Annotated in this window: 20 protein-coding genes; 17 read left to right on the top strand and 3 right to left on the bottom strand. The window is 69.4% G+C overall.

The features are described 5' to 3' along the window. Positions 1-43: 43 nt before the first annotated feature. A complete protein-coding gene (locus JAV51_RS02590) occupies positions 44-733 on the bottom strand; it encodes a hypothetical protein (RefSeq protein WP_197318979.1) in 690 nt (229 codons plus the stop codon). Positions 734-1,043: 310 nt separating this feature from the next. Here JAV51_RS02590 and arc point away from each other — a divergent pair, with 310 nt between their 5' ends. The 8 genes from arc to JAV51_RS02550 all read left to right on the top strand — a co-directional run bounded on the left by arc (position 1,044) and on the right by JAV51_RS02550 (position 8,859). Further along, positions 1,044-2,852: a proteasome ATPase gene (gene arc, locus JAV51_RS02585; RefSeq protein ID WP_197318978.1), complete on the top strand. Its 1,809-nt coding sequence runs from the start codon at positions 1,044-1,046 to the stop codon at positions 2,850-2,852. Between the two features lie 112 nt (positions 2,853-2,964). Next, positions 2,965-3,330 (top strand): hypothetical protein, encoded by a 366-nt coding sequence (locus tag JAV51_RS02580; protein WP_197318977.1) that lies wholly within the window; start codon positions 2,965-2,967, stop codon positions 3,328-3,330. A 26-nt stretch (positions 3,331-3,356) separates the two neighbouring features. Beyond that, positions 3,357-4,295: an aldo/keto reductase gene (locus JAV51_RS02575; protein ID WP_197318976.1), complete on the top strand. Its 939-nt coding sequence runs from the start codon at positions 3,357-3,359 to the stop codon at positions 4,293-4,295. 105 nt (positions 4,296-4,400) lie between these two features. Then, positions 4,401-5,903, top strand: coding sequence for a depupylase/deamidase Dop (gene dop / locus JAV51_RS02570; protein ID WP_197318975.1), 1,503 nt, complete (start codon positions 4,401-4,403; stop codon positions 5,901-5,903). Positions 5,904-6,019: 116 nt separating this feature from the next. Continuing rightward, on the top strand, positions 6,020-6,214 hold the full coding sequence (locus JAV51_RS02565; RefSeq protein WP_197318974.1) for a ubiquitin-like protein Pup: 195 nt from the start codon (positions 6,020-6,022) through the stop codon (positions 6,212-6,214). A 94-nt stretch (positions 6,215-6,308) separates the two neighbouring features. After that, the gene (prcB, locus tag JAV51_RS02560; RefSeq protein WP_197318973.1) at positions 6,309-7,169 is read left to right on the top strand and encodes a proteasome subunit beta; all 861 of its coding nucleotides are present in this window, start codon (positions 6,309-6,311) and stop codon (positions 7,167-7,169) included. A gap of 77 nt (positions 7,170-7,246) precedes the next feature. Then, positions 7,247-8,029, top strand: a complete 783-nt coding sequence (prcA, locus tag JAV51_RS02555) for a proteasome subunit alpha (protein ID WP_197318972.1) — start codon at positions 7,247-7,249, stop codon at positions 8,027-8,029. 2 nt (positions 8,030-8,031) lie between these two features. Beyond that, positions 8,032-8,859: an MOSC N-terminal beta barrel domain-containing protein gene (locus JAV51_RS02550; protein WP_197318971.1), complete on the top strand. Its 828-nt coding sequence runs from the start codon at positions 8,032-8,034 to the stop codon at positions 8,857-8,859. Positions 8,860-8,872: 13 nt separating this feature from the next. Here JAV51_RS02550 and JAV51_RS02545 read toward each other — a convergent pair whose 3' ends face one another. Further along, positions 8,873-10,312 carry a bifunctional phosphatase PAP2/diacylglycerol kinase family protein gene (locus tag JAV51_RS02545; protein ID WP_197319324.1) on the bottom strand — a complete coding sequence of 480 codons (1,440 nt, stop codon included), beginning with the start codon at positions 10,310-10,312 and terminating at the stop codon, positions 8,873-8,875. A gap of 136 nt (positions 10,313-10,448) precedes the next feature. On the opposite strand from JAV51_RS02545, the gene pafA reads away from it, so the two are divergent. From pafA to JAV51_RS02505, 9 genes are all read left to right on the top strand, one after another. Then, a complete protein-coding gene (pafA, locus tag JAV51_RS02540; protein ID WP_197318970.1) occupies positions 10,449-11,807 on the top strand; it encodes a Pup--protein ligase in 1,359 nt (452 codons plus the stop codon). Between the two features lie 75 nt (positions 11,808-11,882). Beyond that, positions 11,883-12,866, top strand: coding sequence for a YafY family protein (locus tag JAV51_RS02535; protein WP_197318969.1), 984 nt, complete (start codon positions 11,883-11,885; stop codon positions 12,864-12,866). After that, positions 12,863-13,843 carry a YafY family protein gene (locus JAV51_RS02530; RefSeq protein WP_197318968.1) on the top strand — a complete coding sequence of 327 codons (981 nt, stop codon included), beginning with the start codon at positions 12,863-12,865 and terminating at the stop codon, positions 13,841-13,843. The genes JAV51_RS02535 and JAV51_RS02530 overlap by 4 nt, the downstream gene beginning before the upstream one ends. Positions 13,844-13,852: 9 nt before the next feature. Continuing rightward, a complete protein-coding gene (locus JAV51_RS02525; protein ID WP_197318967.1) occupies positions 13,853-14,050 on the top strand; it encodes a bacteriophage holin in 198 nt (65 codons plus the stop codon). A 58-nt stretch (positions 14,051-14,108) separates the two neighbouring features. Then, entirely contained in the window at positions 14,109-14,477 is a 369-nt protein-coding gene (gene tatA / locus JAV51_RS02520) for a Sec-independent protein translocase subunit TatA (RefSeq protein WP_197318966.1), read from the top strand. A gap of 59 nt (positions 14,478-14,536) precedes the next feature. Continuing rightward, the gene (gene tatC, locus JAV51_RS02515) at positions 14,537-15,475 is read left to right on the top strand and encodes a twin-arginine translocase subunit TatC (RefSeq protein ID WP_197318965.1); all 939 of its coding nucleotides are present in this window, start codon (positions 14,537-14,539) and stop codon (positions 15,473-15,475) included. A gap of 3 nt (positions 15,476-15,478) precedes the next feature. Then, the gene (locus tag JAV51_RS02510) at positions 15,479-16,378 is read left to right on the top strand and encodes a diacylglycerol kinase family protein (protein WP_197318964.1); all 900 of its coding nucleotides are present in this window, start codon (positions 15,479-15,481) and stop codon (positions 16,376-16,378) included. A 160-nt stretch (positions 16,379-16,538) separates the two neighbouring features. Continuing rightward, the gene (locus tag JAV51_RS20165) at positions 16,539-16,688 is read left to right on the top strand and encodes a hypothetical protein (RefSeq protein ID WP_231641175.1); all 150 of its coding nucleotides are present in this window, start codon (positions 16,539-16,541) and stop codon (positions 16,686-16,688) included. Continuing rightward, on the top strand, positions 16,688-17,164 hold the full coding sequence (locus JAV51_RS02505; RefSeq protein WP_197318963.1) for an SRPBCC family protein: 477 nt from the start codon (positions 16,688-16,690) through the stop codon (positions 17,162-17,164). The genes JAV51_RS20165 and JAV51_RS02505 overlap by 1 nt, the downstream gene beginning before the upstream one ends. Here the strand turns inward: JAV51_RS02505 and JAV51_RS02500 are convergent. After that, the gene (locus tag JAV51_RS02500; RefSeq protein WP_197318962.1) at positions 17,153-17,527 is read right to left on the bottom strand and encodes an MmcQ/YjbR family DNA-binding protein; all 375 of its coding nucleotides are present in this window, start codon (positions 17,525-17,527) and stop codon (positions 17,153-17,155) included. The genes JAV51_RS02505 and JAV51_RS02500 overlap by 12 nt on opposite strands. Positions 17,528-17,613: the final 86 nt, after the last annotated feature.

Genomic DNA, 17,613 nt, shown 5'->3' with positions numbered 1-17,613 from the left:
GTCCTCGACCCGACTATGGCGACACGCAACGATCACCGTGTCGTCACATGTCGAAACACCAGTCGCCGTTCTGCTTGTAAGCCTTGAGTTCCCCGTCCTCACGGTGAGTCGAGTCGCTCAAGGTCATGGGGACCTTCGCCGTGTCTCCGTTGATCGTCGGCTCACCGTTGCGCTGCATCGTGACCCCGTCGGGAACGTTGGGCTCCTTGTCCAAGCCGCCGCACAGCATGCCCTCGACCGCTGCGAAGTCTCGCGAGTTGAAGGCGGAGACCATCTCGTCCGCGAGCTCGTTGACCTGGTCTTCGTCGCTTCCGCCATTGCTCAGCAGCAGGACCGTTGTGACACCACCACCGACGAGAAGCACGACCGCGAGGACGATGCCGACGATGAGGCCGGTCTTCTTCTTCGGTGCCGGGCCTCCGGGCTGTTGCCCGAACTGCGGTGCCGCGTTCCAGGCACCGGGTGGCTGCTGTCCGGGCTGGCCCGGGTGGGCGAACTGGCCCTGCTCCGGGTAGCCCTGCTGCCCGGGCTGGCCCTGTTGAGCGAACTGAGGGTCGGTGCCGGGGTAGCCCTGCCCCGGGAAACCCTGCTGGGGATACCCGGGCTGCTGCGGGTAGCCGCCGGAATAGGGCTGGGCGTAGCCCTGCTGCTCGGGCTGGCCCTGCTGGCCGAAGCCGCCCGACGGGTCCGACCAGCCCTGGCCGCCCGGGTACTGAGGTGGAGGAGAAGTCACGTCGTCCCTTCCTGGATCGCGCCGCCGTGTGGCCGGCGGGTCTGAAGAATCCTAAAGAAGGGAGTAAACGCATTTTTTACACGCCCGGGTGTGGGAATCTCGTTCGGTCTACTCCCGCCGAACCGTTCGGTCACGTGGTGTCACCGGCGTTGTGACATGCGGATGAGCCCGGCACGGCGGAGTCGCGCCGAGCGTGAGCGGGTACTCCGCCGCAACCGGACGACGCGCCGATCCCGGAACGCGGATAGGGCTTTTCATGTCGGTGATCGCCGGTACCGTGGAAAGAAATGCATTCCGAGGAGGTGCCGAAATGCAACACGACCTTCCCGGAGGTCGGCACGAGGAGGCCGACTCTTCAGAGATGAGCGGAGCCGGAGGCACGGACATCCCGTCGAGCGAGCAGGCGCGTCAGATTCGCTTTCTCGAGGAGGAGGTGGCGCTGCTCCGCCGCAAGCTCACCGACTCGCCCCGCCAGAGCCGACTGCTGGAGCAGCAGTTGGCCGAGGCGAACGAGCGGGTGAGCCAGCTCACCGAGCGCAACAACAAGCTGGTCGAGACTCTGCGCGAGGCGCGGAGCCAGCTTCTCGCGCTACGTGAGGAGGTCGACCGACTCGCGCAACCTCCCAGCGGTTACGGCGTGTTCGTCGGCGCCTACGACGACAACACCGTCGACGTGTACACCTCGGGTCGGAAGATGCGCGTGGCCGTCTCTCCCTCCGTGGACGTCGAGGAGCTGCGGCGTGGGCAGAGCGTCCGACTCAACGAGGCGTTGACCGTGGTCGAGAGCGGCGGCTTCGAGAGCACGGGTGAGGTGTGCACCCTGCGCGAACTGCTGGCTCCCGACACCGAGGGCGGGAGCGCTCGCGCTCTCGTGGTCGGTCACGCCGACGAGGAACGGGTGGTGTGGCTGGCCGACCCGTTGGCCGAGCAGACCCTCAAGTCGGGCGACTCGATCCTCGTCGACTCGAAGGCCGGCTACGCCTACGAGCGGGTGCCCAAGGCGGAGGTCGAGGACCTCGTGCTGGAGGAGGTCCCCGACGTGCGGTACGAGGACATCGGTGGGTTGTTCCGGCAGATCGAGCAGATCCGGGACGCGGTCGAGCTGCCGTTCCTCCACGCCGACCTCTACACGGAGTACCAGTTGCGCCCGCCCAAGGGCGTGCTGCTCTACGGCCCTCCGGGATGCGGCAAGACCTTGATCGCCAAGGCGGTGGCCAACTCGCTCGCCAAGCAGGTGGCCGCGGCCCGGGGCGAGGCGGACGCGAAGTCGTACTTCCTCAACATCAAGGGGCCGGAGCTGCTCAACAAGTTCGTGGGCGAGACCGAGCGGCACATCCGGATGATCTTCCAGCGGGCGCGGGAGAAGGCGTCCGACGGCACTCCGGTGATCGTGTTCTTCGACGAGATGGAGTCGATCTTCCGGACTCGGGGCAGCGGTGTGTCGTCCGACGTGGAGACCACGATCGTTCCCCAGTTGCTGTCGGAGATCGACGGTGTCGAGGGGCTGGAGAACGTCATCGTCATCGGCGCCTCCAACCGCGAGGACATGATCGACCCGGCGATCCTGCGCCCGGGCCGACTCGACGTGAAGATCAAGATCGAGCGTCCGGACGCCGAGGGCGCGAAGGACATCTTCTCGAAGTACCTGACGCCCGACCTGCCGATCCACGCCGACGATCTGCGGGAGTTCGGTGGCGACCGGCAGGCGACCATCGACGCGATGATCCAGAACACCGTCGAGCGCATGTACGAGGAGACCGACGAGAACCGGTTCCTGGAGGTCACGTACGCCAACGGGGACAAGGAAGTGCTCTACTTCCGTGACTTCAACTCCGGCGCGATGATCCAGAACATCGTGGACCGGGCGAAGAAGTCGGCGATCAAGTCGGTGCTGGAGACCGACCAGCCGGGGCTGCGGGTGCAGCACCTGCTGGACGCCATCGTCGACGAGTTCGCCGAGAACGAGGACCTGCCCAACACGACGAACCCGGACGACTGGGCACGGATCTCGGGCAAGAAGGGCGAGCGCATCGTGTACATCCGCACCCTGGTCACGGGCAAGAACCAGGAGTCGGGCCGCGTGATCGACACGGCGACCAACACGGGCCAGTACCTCTGATCCGTGTGCGGGGCTCTCGCGGTGGCCTTCGGGTTCGCCGCGGGAGCCCCGTTTCGTGTGGCCGGTGTGTCGCACCGATGCTGTCCGTATAACGTCCTATACGCTTCGGCTCATGGCAGAGGACTCGACGCCCGTCTCCGCGACCGGCGAACCATCACTGAGGGCTCCCGTCACGGCGGCCGACGTCCTGGAGTGGCTGGAACAGGCCGCCGAGGCGGCGCGCTCGGGAGAGCTGGACGCGCCCGCCCTCATCGACCTTCTGGGTCAATTGCGCCAGGCGTCCACGGCCTGTGCGAACGCCTCCGACTGGGCGCTGCTCGCCGCCCGCGAGGCGGGTGCGAGCCTGCGCCAGATCGCGCCGGTGTTCGGCAAGGGCTACGTGCGCGCCCCCGCGGCACGGCTGGAGAAGCTGCACCGCGAGGTGTTGTCGTCCGAGCAGTTCCTCGAACTCATGCGACGCCGCATGGGCAACAGGTGACGTCGAGGCCGACTACGGTGGCGGCCATGGACACCCTGGCACGCACGGCCGTGGGTCTCGCCGCGATCGGCAGGCCCGCTTACATCAACCTCGGCCGCGACGCGGTGTTGCCCGCCCGGCGTGACGTCGAGGCTCTGCGGGAGCGCACGTTCGCGGTGCTGGACGCCGCGTACACCGCGGGAGTGCGTCGGGTGGACGTCGCCAGGTCCTGCGGCAGGGCCGAGGAGTTCCTCGCCGGGTGGCTGGAGGCGCGCCGGCCCGACGACGTCGTCGTGTCGAGCAAGTGGGGCTATGCCTACGTCGGAGGCTGGCGGCTCGACGCCGACGTCCACGAGGTGAAGGAACACTCGCTGGCCCGCTTCCGCGAACAGTGGTCGCAGACCCGCTCGTTGCTGGGCGACGCGGTGTCGCTGTACCAGGTCCACTCGCTCACGCCGGACAGCCCGCTGTTCGACGACCCCGCTCTGCTGGCGGCGCTCGCGGCGCTGACCGACGAGGGAGTGCGCGTCGGATTCTCCACCTCGGGGCCACGACAGGCGGACACCGTTCGCAGGGCGTTGGCGTTGCGGGTCGACGGCAGCCCGGTGTTCACCGCCGTGCAGTCGACCTGGAATCTCCTGGAGCCTTCGGTGGGTGCCGCCCTGCGCGAGGCCCACGAGGCGGGTGCGCTGGTGCAGGTGAAGGAGACACTGGCCAACGGCAGGCTGGCCGTGGACCCGCCCGATGCGGTCGCCGAGGTGGCTCGCCGCCACGGGGTGGGGGCCGACGCGGTGGCGCTCGCGGCGGTGTACGCCCAGCCGTGGGCCGACGTCGTCCTGTGCGGTCCCGCGAGCGTGGAGCAACTCCGGGCCAATCTGGCCGGGACCGCCGTGGAGTTGTCCGCGGACGAGCTCGACGCGCTCGGCGCGACGGCGGTGTCGCCCACCCGGTACTGGGCGGACCGGTCGTCGTTGGCGTGGCGTTGAGGCGAGCCACGGACAACTCCACGGCGGCGGAGGGAATCGCGCCGTTATCCGTCCGCGACCGCTTTTCGGCGGGGCTTTCGGGCTCATGCCCCGTAGGCTTGAGATATGCGCCGGATCATGGGAACCGAGGTGGAGTACGGGATCGCGGTCCCGGGTGACGCGACAGCGAACCCGGTGTTGACGTCCACCCAGGTGGTGTTGGCCTACGCCGCGGCTGCGGACATCCCCCGAGCCCGGCGGGCTCGATGGGACTACGAGGTGGAGTCGCCGTTGCGCGACGCGCGAGGGTTCGACCTCGCCGGACCGACCCAGCAGAACCAGGACCCCGACATGGAGGACCTCGGTGCCGCCAACGTGATCCTCACGAACGGCGCCCGCCTCTATGTCGACCACGCCCACCCCGAGTACTCGGCGCCCGAGGTGACCAACGCCCGTGACGCCGTCATCTGGGACAAGGCGGGCGAACGGGTCATGGAGGAGGCGGCTCGACGCGCCGCGACGGTGCCCGGGCAGCCCCGACTGCAGCTCTACAAGAACAACGTCGACGGCAAGGGCGCCAGTTACGGCACCCACGAGAACTACCTCATGGCGAGGTCGACCCCGTTCACGGCGGTGATCGCCGGGTTGATCCCGTTCTTCGCCTCCCGGCAGGTGTTCGCGGGGTCCGGTCGGGTGGGTATCGGCCAGCAGGGCGAACAACCCGGTTTCCAGCTCTCGCAGCGTGCCGACTACATCGAGGTCGAGGTCGGACTCGAAACGACCCTGAAGCGCGGCATCATCAACACGCGCGACGAGCCGCACGCGGACGCGGACAAGTACCGCAGGCTCCACGTGATCATCGGCGACGCGAACCTGGCCGAGTACGCCACGTACCTCAAGCTGGGCTCCACCGCGCTCGTGATCGACATGATCGAGCACGGGATGCGCTTCGACGACCTCAAGCTCGACGAGCCCGTGCGGGCCGTGCACGAGATCAGTCACGACCCCACCCTGAAGACCACCGTGGAGCTGGCCAACGGGCGCAAGTACACCGGCCTCGACCTGCAGTTCGCCTACCACGAGTTGGCGGCCGAACACCTGGAGCGGGTCGGCGCGGACGAACAGTCCAAGGAAGTGCTGCGGCTGTGGGGGGAGATCCTCGACGACCTCGCCCGCGACCCCCAAAGCTGCGCCGACCGCCTCGACTGGCCCGCCAAGCTGCGGCTGTTGGAGGCCTACCGGGAGCGCGACTCGCTCGGCTGGGCGGCGCCGAGGCTGCACATGGTGGACCTGCAGTACTCGGACGTGCGACTGGACAAGGGCCTCTACAACCGCCTCGTGACGCGCGGGTCGATGAAGCGGCTCGTCACCGAGGAGGAGGTGCAGGCGGCGATGACCACCCCGCCCTCCGACACGCGCGCCTACTTCCGGGGTCGGACATTGGAGAAGTACGCGGCGTCCATCGCGGCGGCGTCGTGGGACTCGGTGATCTTCGACGTGGGGCGGGAGTCCCTCGTGCGTATCCCGACGCTGGAACCGCTGCGTGGCACCAAGGCCCACGTGGGGAAATTGCTCGACGAGGCAGGCACGGCCGAGGAACTCGTGGAGGCGTTGACCTCGGGCGGCTGACCGATTCCGGGGTGCCGGAAAGGCGCCTTTGGTGATCGGCCACGCCGGTGACGAAGGCCCCGGATGTCGGCGACTCTGGGTAGGCTAGGACCAAGCGGCCCGACCGGGAGGCGAACATGGCTCAGGAACGCATCGAAAAGCACGGCGGCGGCGACAACGACGACGACGTCGAGACCGGCGCCCCCGCAGGCCAGGAACACCGGGAGAAGCTCGGCGAGGACGTCGACACGATCCTCGACGAGATCGACGACGTGTTGGAGGAGAACGCCGAGGACTTCGTGCGTGCGTACGTGCAGAAGGGCGGCCAGTAGCGGCTGCGTGACCATCTTCTAGGCTTGTCGATCACGAGTGGTCGATGAGCACTGTTGTCCTGTTCATCCTCATCGAGGGGAACCACGAGCACGCATGGAACACACGCCGCGCAGCGCGGGCTTCTCGCTGCCCGCCGCCTACCTGTCGTCCACGACGTCGTCCTTCGTCGACTTCCTCAAGGTGCAGGCACCGGAGCTGTTGCCGCGCACCCGGGTCGACGGGGCGCCCGCTCCGCACAGTCGGTTCGAACCGCCGCACGGCACCACGATCGTCGCCTCGACGTTCAACGGGGGCGTGCTGATCGCGGGCGACCGGAGGGCCACCGCGGGCAACACGATCGCCAGCAGGGACCTGGAGAAGGTCTACGTCACCGACACCTACTCCGCGGTCGGGATCGCGGGCACCGCGGGGATCGCACTGGAACTCGTGCGCCTCTACACGGTGGAGCTCGCGCACTACGAGAAGATCGAGGGCGTCTCGCTGTCGCTCGACGGTAAGACCAACAAGCTCGCGACCATGGTCAAGGGGCACCTCGACGTGGCGATGGCCGGACTGGCCGTCCTGCCGTTGTTCGTGGGCTACGACATCGACGCCACCGACCCGAAGCGGGCGGGCCGCATCGTGTCGTTCGACGTGACGGGCGGGCGGTACGAGGAGAACGCCGGGTACCACGCCATCGGCTCCGGCTCGGTGTACGCCAAGTCGTCGCTGAAGAAGCTCTACGACCCCGAGGCGGACGCCGAGACGGCGGTGCGCGCGGCGATCGAGGCGCTCTACGACGCGGCCGACGACGACACCGCCACCGGCGGCCCCGACCTCGTCCGCAACATCTATCCCACGGTCGTGACGATCACCGCCGAGCACGGTGCCGTGGCGCTGCCGGAGTCCGAGACCGCCGCGCTCGCGCAGGCGGTGGTCCGGGAGCGGTCCGAACGACCGGGCCGCCTCGGCTGACGGCGCGACGGCGGCGACTCCAGGCCGCCGAATGCAGGTAAACCTCCAGTCGATCGAGCAGAGCGGAGCCAACGCCAGTGACGATGCCGCTGTACGCCTCACCAGAGCAGTTGATGCGCGAGCGTTCGGAGCTCGCGCGTAAGGGCATCTCCCGGGGACGCAGCGTGGTCGTGCTGAAGTACCGGGGCGGAGTGCTGTTCGTGGCCGAAAACCCGTCGCCCACGCTGCACAAGGTGTCGGAGATCTACGACCGGATCGGGTTCGCCGCGGTGGGCCGCTACAGCGAGTTCGAGAGCCTGCGGCGGGGCGGCATCCGGCACGTCGATCTGCAGGGCTACATGTACGACCGCCGGGACGTCAACGCGCGGGCGTTGGCCAACGTGTACGCGCAGACGCTGAGCACGATCTTCACCGAGCAACTGAAGCCCTTCGAGGTGGAGATCTGCGTCGCGCAGGTGGGTGAGAACTCGGACGAGGACGAGCTGTACCGGCTCACCTACGACGGCTCCATCGTGATGGACGAGCCGAAGTACGTGGTGATGGGTGGCCAGACCGACGCCATCAATGCGAAGTTGAAGGACACCTACCGCGACGGGATGGACCTGGCCGCCGCGCTGGGTGTCGCGGTGGAGGCCCTGCGTGCGCCCGCCGCGTCGTCCTCGTCCAACGCGGCAGCGGCCAACAACGAGCTCACGGCGAACAAGCTGGAAGTCGCGGTGCTCGACCGCGAGCGTCCGGGTCGGACGTTCCGCCGCATCACCGGGGCCGCGCTCGACGCCCTGCTGCCGACCCCGGCGCAGGACGAGACGTCCGAGAAGACCGACGCCGGCGAGAAGTCCGGCGACACCGAGTCGAGCTGACGGTGGCACGAGTCGCGGCGCTGTTCCAGTACCCGGTCAAGGGTTGTGCCGGTGTCGAAGTGTCGGAAGGGCTGCTCGGGCGTGCCGGCCTGGGGCCCGACCGCACGTTCATGGTCGTGGACGCCGCCGACGGCGACTTCCTCAGCCAGCGGAAGGACCCGCGGTTGGCCGTCGTGCGACCCGACCTCACCGAGGACGGTGCTCGGCTCACGCTGAGCGCTCCGGGGCTCGAACCGGTCGAGGTCCGGGTGGACCCGGGGGAGTCGCCGGAGCGTTCCGCCGTGAGCATTCACGGCAAGCCCTACACCGGGGTCGACCAGGGCGAGTCGGTCGCGGACTGGTTCTCGACGTTGCTCGGCCGACCGTGTCGGCTGGTGAGGGTGCCACCGGAGCACGACCGCCTGACCAGCGGCGAGACGGAGGGCACCGCGGGTTTTGCCGACAGTACGGCGGTGCTGATGACGTCGACCGCGAGCCTCGCCGAACTCAACGACCGGTTGGCGGCCAAGGGTGAACCCGCGCTGCCGATGAACCGGTTCCGGCCCAACGTCGTGGTCGACGGCTGGGACGAACCGCACGTCGAGGACCGGGTGCGGCGTGTCGAGATCGGTGAGGCCGAGATCGGCTTCGCGAAGCTCGCCGCCCGGTGTGCCGTGACCATGGTCGATCAGGGCGCAGGCGAGCGTCGCGGCCCCGAGCCGTTGCGCACGCTGGCCGACTACCGACGAGTGGACGGCGGCGTCGTGTTCGGTGTGCGGTGCGCTGTGACCCGGGCGGGGAAGGTCTCGGTCGGCGACGGACTGCGCGTGACGCGCTGGGCCTCGCCGTGAGACCGTTCCCGGCTCAGGACTCGCGTGCCGGGCGATAGACCGACAGCGCACTCGGCCGGGACCGGAAGCGGAACCGGTGTCCGAGCGGTCCGACCTCCCCGTCGGTGGCCACCCGTCGATTGCCGTCCAGGATCGTGACGTCGAGCGAGGCCAGGTCCCGTTGGGTGTAGACGTGACTGGTGTCCAGCGTGTTCGTGATCGCGGCCAGCAGGAACCGAACCCGCGAGTAGGGGCGGTCGGCGCGCAGGTACCGGACGTCGAGCAGGCCGGTGTCCAGCGCGGGCCTGCGGGACGGCACGACCCCCTTCGGCGCGTAGGTGCCGTTTCCCACGAACAACATCCACACGGACAGCGGTTCGCCGTCGAGTCGCACTCGTAGGGGGCGGGCGCGGCGGAGCGTGCGCACCATGGCGAGGACGGCCGAGGGCCACTTCGGGTGACGACGCTCGATGGTCTCGCGCAGCCGCACCATCTCGGGGTAGCCGCCGAGGCTCGCGGTGTTGACGAACCAACGGCGTGCGGTGCCCTCGTCGCTCTCGATCTCGATCTCGCCGAGGTCGATGCCCACCGCGTTCCCCGCCCGGACGGCGGTGTCCGTGTCGGCGGGTTCACTCAGGCCGACGTCGCGCGCGAAGTGGTTGAGCGTCCCGGAGGGGATGAGGGCGAGGGGCAGTCTCGTCTCGGCGGCGACGGAGGCCACGGCCGCGACCGTGCCGTCGCCGCCGGCCACGGCCAGCGCACGAACGTCGGTCTGCCGTCGGCGAATCTCGTCGGCGAGCTGGGTACGGAGGTCGACGTCCTGGTCGGGGTGCACGATGACGGCGCGTGGCCACATCGCGCGGACCTCGTCCGTCGGATCTTCCGGAGGGTTGCCGGAGGACGGGTTGACCACGGCCAGCAGGGCGTCGCCGTCGGGGAGGGCGGGCGCGTCGGCGGGATGGTCGGTGTGGGCCCGGGTGTCGGGGTGCAGCGGCCACCAGTGGCGGGTGGCCAGGGCGGCGAACACACCGATGGCAGCGCCCGCCCCGATGTCGCTCGGCCAGTGCACACCGGTGTGCACCCGGGAGTACGCGACCGCCGCGCCCAGAGGAGCCAACGCCACCCCCAGTACGGGTGATTCGAGGCCCGCCGCGGTGACGAACGCGGCAGCCGACGCCGCGTGCCCCGACGGGAACGACGACGACGTGGGCCGGTGGTGCAGCCGACGGAGCTCCGGGACGACCTCGGCGGCGGGCCGTCGTCGAGGCAGCAGCGGCTTGGCCACCAGGTTCGCGGCGGCGCTGGCGCCGGTGAGGGCGACCAGACCGCGTAGGGCCGCGCGTCGGGTGGGACCCTTGCGGATCGCGAGTCCGGCCGCGAGAACCCACCACAGCCGCCCCTTGTCCGCGGAACGGCTGAGTGCCGTGAGTGTCGGGTCCAGCGGCGTTCGGGGGAGGGCGGCGCTGCAGCGCATGGCGCGGTGGTCTGCTGTGGTCACTCGGCGTGCCTTGCGCGCCAGGCGGGTGATGACGGTGTCGATGATTAGGCCACCCCGGTTCTGAACGGTTTTCGTTCACCGTACCGTGGCCGAGAGCGCCTACCCTTGAGGAATGCAGCGGCGGATCTTTGGGATCGAAACCGAGTTCGGGGTGACCTGCACCTTCCACGGGCAGCGCAGGTTGTCTCCCGACGAAGTGGCGCGCTACCTGTTCCGGAGGGTCGTGTCGTGGGGCCGGTCCTCCAACGTCTTCCTGTCCAACGGCTCCCGCCTGTACCTGGACGTGGGCTCCCACCCCGAGTACGCCACCGCCGAGTGCGACGACCTCACGCAATTGGTCACGCACGACAAGGCGGGTGAGCGCATCCTCGAGGACCTGCTCGTCGACGCCGAACGTCGCCTGGCCGACGAGGGCATCGGCGGGGACATCTTCCTCTTCAAGAACAACACCGACTCGGCGGGCAACTCCTACGGATGCCACGAGAACTACCTGGTGGGCCGCGCCGGGGAGTTCTCCCGGGTGGCCGACGTGCTGCTGCCGTTCCTCGTGACCCGCCAGCTCATCTGCGGGGCGGGGAAGGTGCTGCAGACGCCTCGCGGCGCGGTGTACTGCCTGTCGCAGCGCGCCGAGCACATCTGGGAGGGGGTGTCGAGCGCGACCACCCGCTCCCGGCCGATCATCAACACCCGCGACGAGCCGCACGCTGACGCCGAACGCTACCGCCGCCTGCACGTCATCGTCGGCGACTCCAACATGGCCGAGCCGACGACCTTGCTGAAGGTCGGGTCGGTCGACCTCGTGTTGCAGATGATCGAGGAGGGCGTGCAGTTCCGGGACTTCACGCTCGACAACCCGATCAGGGCGATCCGCGAGATCAGCCACGACCTGACGGGACGGCGGCAGGTGCGGCTGGCCGGTGGCAGGGAGGCTTCAGCGCTGGAGATCCAGCGCGAGTACTACGCCAGGGCCGTCCAGCACGTGGAGACGCACGGTGCATCGCCGACCACCGAGCAGGTGATCGACCTGTGGGGCAGGGCGCTCGACGCGGTGGAGCAGCAGGACTTCTCGGGCATCGACACCGAGATCGACTGGGCGATCAAACACCGGCTCGTGGAGCGCTACCGCAGCAAGCACGACCTGACGCTGTCCGATCCCCGGATCGCCCAGCTCGACCTCGCCTACCACGACATCCGGCGTGGTCGCGGCGTGTTCGACCTGCTGCAGCGCAAGGGCCTGGTTCGGCGCATCACCGACGACGGCGAGATCGAACTCGCCAAGGACACCCCGCCGCAGACGACGCGGGCGAAGCTGCGTGGCGACTTCATCGCCGCGGCGCAGCAGGCGGGCCGCGACTTCACGGTCGACTGGGTGCACCTGAAGCTGAACGACCAGGCGCAGCGAACGGTCCTCTGCAAGGACCCGTTCCGGTCGGTGGACGAGCGGGTGGAGCGGCTGATCAGCTCGCTCTGACCGTCCGGAGGGCCGGGCTCGGCGAAGCGCCCGGCCTGCGCAGACCGGGACTCGGGCGGGCGATAGGGTGACGGTGTGTCCACCGCCCGCGCCGAGCGCCTGGTGAACCTGGTGCTTGCCCTCCTGTCCACTCGGCAGTACCTCACGGCCGAGCGGATCCGCAGCATCGTGCCCGGCTACGTCGACGCCACCAGTGACGAGGCGTTCGCGCGCATGTTCGAGCGCGACAAGGCGGAACTCCGGGAACTCGGCATCCCGCTGGAGACCGGGCGCGCCTCGGCGTTCGACCCGGTGGAGGGCTATCGCATCGCGCGCCGCGACTACGAGCTCGGCGACGTCGAGTTGGCTCCCGACGAGGCCGCTGCGGTCGGGCTCGCCGTGCGGTTGTGGGACTCCCCGGACCTGACGGGGCAGGCGCAGAGCGCGCTGGTCAAGCTGCGGGCAGCCGGAGTCGAGGTCGACGAGAACGCGGCCACCCCCGTGGAGCCGCGGGTCCACGCGGATCCGGCGTTCGGGCCGCTGTTGTCGGCTGTGCAGCAGGGGCGGGTGGTCCGGTTCGACTACCGGCGCTCGTCGTCGCCGGAGCGCAGGGAACGCACCGTCGAACCCTGGGGTGTGGTGTCGTGGCGAGCGCGCTGGTACCTGGTCGGGCACGACCGGGACCGCGACGCGCCGCGGTGTTTCCGACTGTCGCGGATCACCGGGCCCGTGCGCCCGCTCGGGCGCGCGGGAGCGGTCACCCGGCCCGAGGACGTGAATCTCCTGGAGTTCGTCGCGGGTGTGGATGGTGCCGACCGGGAGCCTCAGCCCGTGATGCGGGCACGACTGTGGCTGGCCGAGGGCCGCGCTGCGGGAATCCGGCGGCATGCCACGCTCGTCGGTCGCCGCACGGTGGCCGACATCGACGGCGACGTGGTGGACATCGATCTCTGGAACCAGGAGAGCGCCGCCGACTGGATCGCCGGGTACGGCCCCGACGCACTGGTGCTCGAACCGGACGTGTTGGCCAAGGCGGTCGTCGACCGCTGGGAACGAGTGATGCAGGGGGAGTCGCGGTGAGCGGATCGGGTGATCGGCTGCCCAGGTTGCTCGCGCTCGTGCCGTACCTGCTGGCCCGGCCCGGCATCCGGATCGACGAGGCGGCGCGCGACTTCGACGTCACGCCGAAGCAGTTGCGCAAGGATCTGCAACTGCTGTGGATGTGCGGGCTGCCCGGTTACGGCCCCGGCGACCTGATCGACCTGTCCTTCGACGGCGACACCGTGTCGGTGACCTACGACGCGGGGATGCGTCGCCCGCTTCGGCTCACGGGAGCGGAGGCCAGCGCGCTGTTGATCGCGTTGCGCGCGCTCGCCGAGACACCGGGTGTGGTGGACGCCGACGCGGTCCACCGGGCGATCGCGAAGATCGAATCCGCGTCGGGTGACGCTCGGCCGTCCGGCGTGGTGGTCGGCCAGAGCACCCGCGAGGCGGCGGCGACCGCGCGGACGCGCGAGGTGGTGCGGCAGGCGTTGCAGAACCGGCGCGCGCTGTGGCTGCGGTACTACAGCGCGTCCAAGGACGTGGTCACCGAGCGCGTCGTCGACCCGATGCGGTTGCTGATCGTGCAGGGCGTCAGCTACTTGGAGGCGTGGTGTCGTCGCGCCGAGTCGGTGAGGCTGTTCCGGCTCGACCGGATCGACGAGCTGGTCGAGCGTGACGAGCCGTCGGCGCCGCCGGAGAGCGCGACCCCGAAGGATCTGTCCGACGGGGTGTTCCCCCAGCAGTCCGGCTTTCCGGAGGCGGTGCTGGTGCTCGCGCCCGGTGCGCGGTGGGTGGCCGAGTACTACCAGTGCGAGGAGCTGGAGGAGCTTGACGGCGGTCGGTTGCGGGTGCGGCTGCGCTACGCCGACGAGTCGTGGCTGGTCCGACTGGTGCTCCGGCACGGCGGCGAGGTGACCGTGGAGCAACCGGACTGGGCCGCGCAGGCCGTGCGAGCGCGGGCGGACGAGGCGTTGGCCCGAGCACGTCACCTCGCTGCGACGTCGGCTGGTTAGGGTGGAATCGTGTCGTATGTCGTGAGTGCCGCTGTCGTCCTGGTCGCGCTCGTGGTGCTCGGGTTCGTGATCTTTCGCGTCTTCCGGCTCTTGCGTGCGTACCGTGCGACGGCCAGCATGGTGTCGGCTCGCGCTGGTGATCGGGTCGGGTTGCTCCGCGCTCGGTCCGCTGCGGTTCGAGTCGCGATCCGCGAGCGTCGTCGGTGATGACGCGACACCGCCGCAGCACAGTACGATCGATCCGAACGAGTAAGGAGGCCAGGCGATGAATGCGTTGCAGCCGTGGCATTTGATCATTCTGGTTCTTGTCGTGGTTCTGCTGTTCGGCGCGAAGCGTCTGCCCGACGCGGCCAGGTCGATCGGCAAGTCCATGAAGATCTTCAAGGCCGAGACCAAGGACATGCGCGCCTCGGGGTCGACCGACACGCCGTCCACCGGTGAGCAGACCGCGTCCGCCACCGAGCCCGACACCCGCCAGCTGCCGCAGTCGACGTCTCCGGCGTCTCCCACGTCCGGCACCACGCCCGCCGCCGACCCCGCCGCGGCCACCGCCGCGCAGGTCGAGCAGTTGCAGCGCCAGCTCGACGAACTGAAGCGGCAGCAGGCCGAACAGGCGCAGCGCAACGCGGGCTGACGCTCCACCTGCCCGGTCAGGGCTGATTCGTCAACACGGGATGGGAACGGACACGGTTCGTGGCGGATTCCTCGGACAGCCGCGCCAAGCGGCGTAAGCGCAGTCGTCGGCACAATCCCGACGGCACGATGACGCTCATCGAGCACATCTACGAGTTCCGTCGTCGGCTCGGTTTCGCGCTGCTCGCGCTGGTCGCGGGCGGTGTGGTGGGTTTCCTCTGGTTTTCCAACCGGGTCGGACCCATCCCTTCGCTCGGGGACATCGTCACAGGGCCGTACTGTGCGATCCCGCCCGAGCACCGGTTCCCGAAGGAACCGCCGTGCCGACTGCTGCAGACCGTGCCGTTCGAGGCTTTCATGATCCAGTTGAAGGTCGGTCTCACGGCCGGTGCCGTGCTGTTCGCCCCGGTGTGGCTCTACCAGTTCTGGGCATTCGTCGCGCCCGGCCTGTACAGCAAGGAGCGCAAGTACGCGCTGACGTTCGTCGGCTTCGCGAGCGTGCTGTTCGCGGCGGGCGCGGTGCTCGCCTACGCCATGGTCCCGTTCGCGCTGGAGATCCTCGTGAACTTCGGTGGCGGCGCGTTCGACACCTGGTTCACCGGTGACAAGTACGTCTCGTTCGTGCTGTCCCTGCTGCTGATCTTCGGGGTCAGCTTCGAAGTGCCGCTGCTGGTCATCATGCTGAACCGAGTCGGCGTGGTGTCGTACGCCCAGCTCAGCAAGTGGCGGCGCGGGCTGATTTTCGTGGCGTTCGTTTTCGCGGCGTTCGTCACTCCGGCCGACCCGTTCTCCATGCTCGCCCTCGCGGGTGCTCTGACGTTGCTGCTGGAGTTCTCCTTCCAGGTGACCCGCCTCCACGACCGGCGCAAGCGCCGCCGGGAGAAGGAGACCGAGCAACTGGCGGACGACGAACCGGCACCGTTCCACTACACCCCGAGTCGGATCGACGACGACCCGCCGAGCGGTGGGGCCGCGTCGCGCACCGAGGACGTCACCTGAGCCATGGGGCGGCGCGTGGCGTTGGCCGTGCACCCCGGCTCGGGGCAGGGCGCGGCGGCTCGGATGGCGGGGACGGTCGCGGAACGGTTGCGTGGCGAGGTCGACCACCTCGCGCTGATCGCGGCGAACTCGGCCGAGGAGTTCCGGACACGGATCGCCGCGTGCCGGGACTCGGGCCTCGACGCGGTGATCGTGCTCGGCGGTGACGGCGCTGTGCACCAGGCCGTGCAGTGCTGCGCGGACTCGTCGGTCGCGATCGGTGTGGTGCCTTCGGGCACCGGCAACGACTTCGCGCGCGCGCTGAACATCCCGCAGCACCCGGCGGTCGCTCTCGACGCGTTGGCGTCGGCCGTGCGACACGATCGGCGGCGTCGGATCGACCTCGGCCGCGTGGACGGCGCGGGCGCGACGGCGCGCTGGTTCGGCACCGTGCTCTGCACGGGCTTCGACGCGGCCGTCAACGCGCGGGCCAACAGCATGCGCCGGCCGCAGGGGCCGCGCCGCTACGACGTGGCGCTCGTGCGGGAACTCGTGTCACTTCGGCCCTCGCCGGTCGTGGTCGACACCGACGCCGGGCGGCTGACGGTGGAGGCGACCCTCGTGGCGGTGGGCAACACCGCCTTCTACGGCGGCGGCATCCCGATCTGTCCTGGCGCGCGCTGCGACGACGGACTGTTCGACGTCACCGTGGTCGGCCCGGTGAGCCGACTGCGCCTCGCGAGAATCCTGCCGCGACTGCGTACGGGCAAGCACGTCGACCACCCCGCCGTCCACACGGTGCGCGCCTCCCGCGTGCGCGTGGAGGGCCCGGCGGACTGGCCCGTGTTCGCCGACGGCGACCCGATGGGAGCCCTGCCCCTGACGCTGACATGCGTGCCCGGCGCGCTGTCGGTCCTGGTCTGAGCGGTCGCGAACCAGCGGCGAAGCCACCTCCGTGACCGAGGTGTGACGTCACTCCGACGTGGTACCCGACGAGTGGTCGAGAGGGCGGCGTCTCGTCGGCTCGTGGGCACGACTCGTCGTAGGCGACGCATGGTGAGCGCCCTCGGAGAACGTCCCGCGGGTGGCCGGACCGATCGCAACCCAGGCCCAGCGGTGCCCGGACGTCCAGCCTGCCGACCATCGAGCGCTCCCGGCGCACGCCGAGCGACACCGTCGCCTCGACGGGGTGTCGGCCGAACGCGACACCGGACCCGACACCCAGGAGGCATGATGACCACCAAGACGCGCGAGACCACGATCGAGGGCCTCGCGGATCGACCGGCCGTCCGTATCGTGCGCGATTTCGCCGCCACTCCCGACCTGGTGTTCCGCGCCTGGACCGACCACGACCTCGCTGCCCGGTGGCTCGGGCCGAAGGACCTCGACATGCGGATCCACACGTGGGACGCCCGCACCGGTGGCAGCTACCACTACACGATGTGGCGGGGCGCCGAGCAGGTCGCCGAGTTCTACGGGTCCTTCCACGAGGTACGGACGCCGTCCCGACTCGTGCAGACGTTCACGTACCTGGGGATGCCCGACGACGTCTCCCTGGAGATCAACACGTTCGAGGCGATCGACGGTCTCACGCGTGTCACGAGCCTGTCGCTCTACGAGACGTACGAGGCCCGCGACGCGATGCTGTCGAGTGGGATGGAGATTGGGGTCGTCGAGGGTTACGCCGCGTTGGACGAACTACTGCGCTGACGGGTCGTCGAGCCGGGGCTGCCGATGCTTGGGCAGGCCCGCCACCACCAGGTCGTACGACTCGTGCACGAGGTCGACTGTCAGGCCGTCGGGCAGTGAGCCGTCGAGGGTCACCGTGATCCAGTGCCGCTTGTTCAGGTGGTAGCCCGGAGCGACGGCGGGGTAGGTGTCGCGGAGGTGGAGCGCCTCCTCCGGCGCGCACTTGAGACTGACCGCGAGCGGCTGTTCGTCCAGTCGCGACACTGCGAACATCTTTCCGGCCACGGAGAACACGCTGATCTCGGGGGAGAAGGGGAAGCGCTCGACGGCGGCGGGGAATGACAGGCAGAGCCGTCGTAGGCGGTCGGGCGTCCAGACGTCCATGCGGCGCAGCGTAGTCGTGAGCACCGACACAGTCGGTGTCACACCGTGACCGACCCCGCCCCGTGCACACACCCGGTCGGGTGTGA

Origin of the sequence: Saccharomonospora sp. NB11, from assembly GCF_015910535.1 — a bacterium.
In the GTDB taxonomy this organism is placed as follows: Bacteria; Actinomycetota; Actinomycetes; order Mycobacteriales; family Pseudonocardiaceae; genus Saccharomonospora.
The sequence above is the reverse complement of the archived record's forward strand: the minus strand, read 5'-3'. Positions and strand labels throughout refer to the sequence as shown.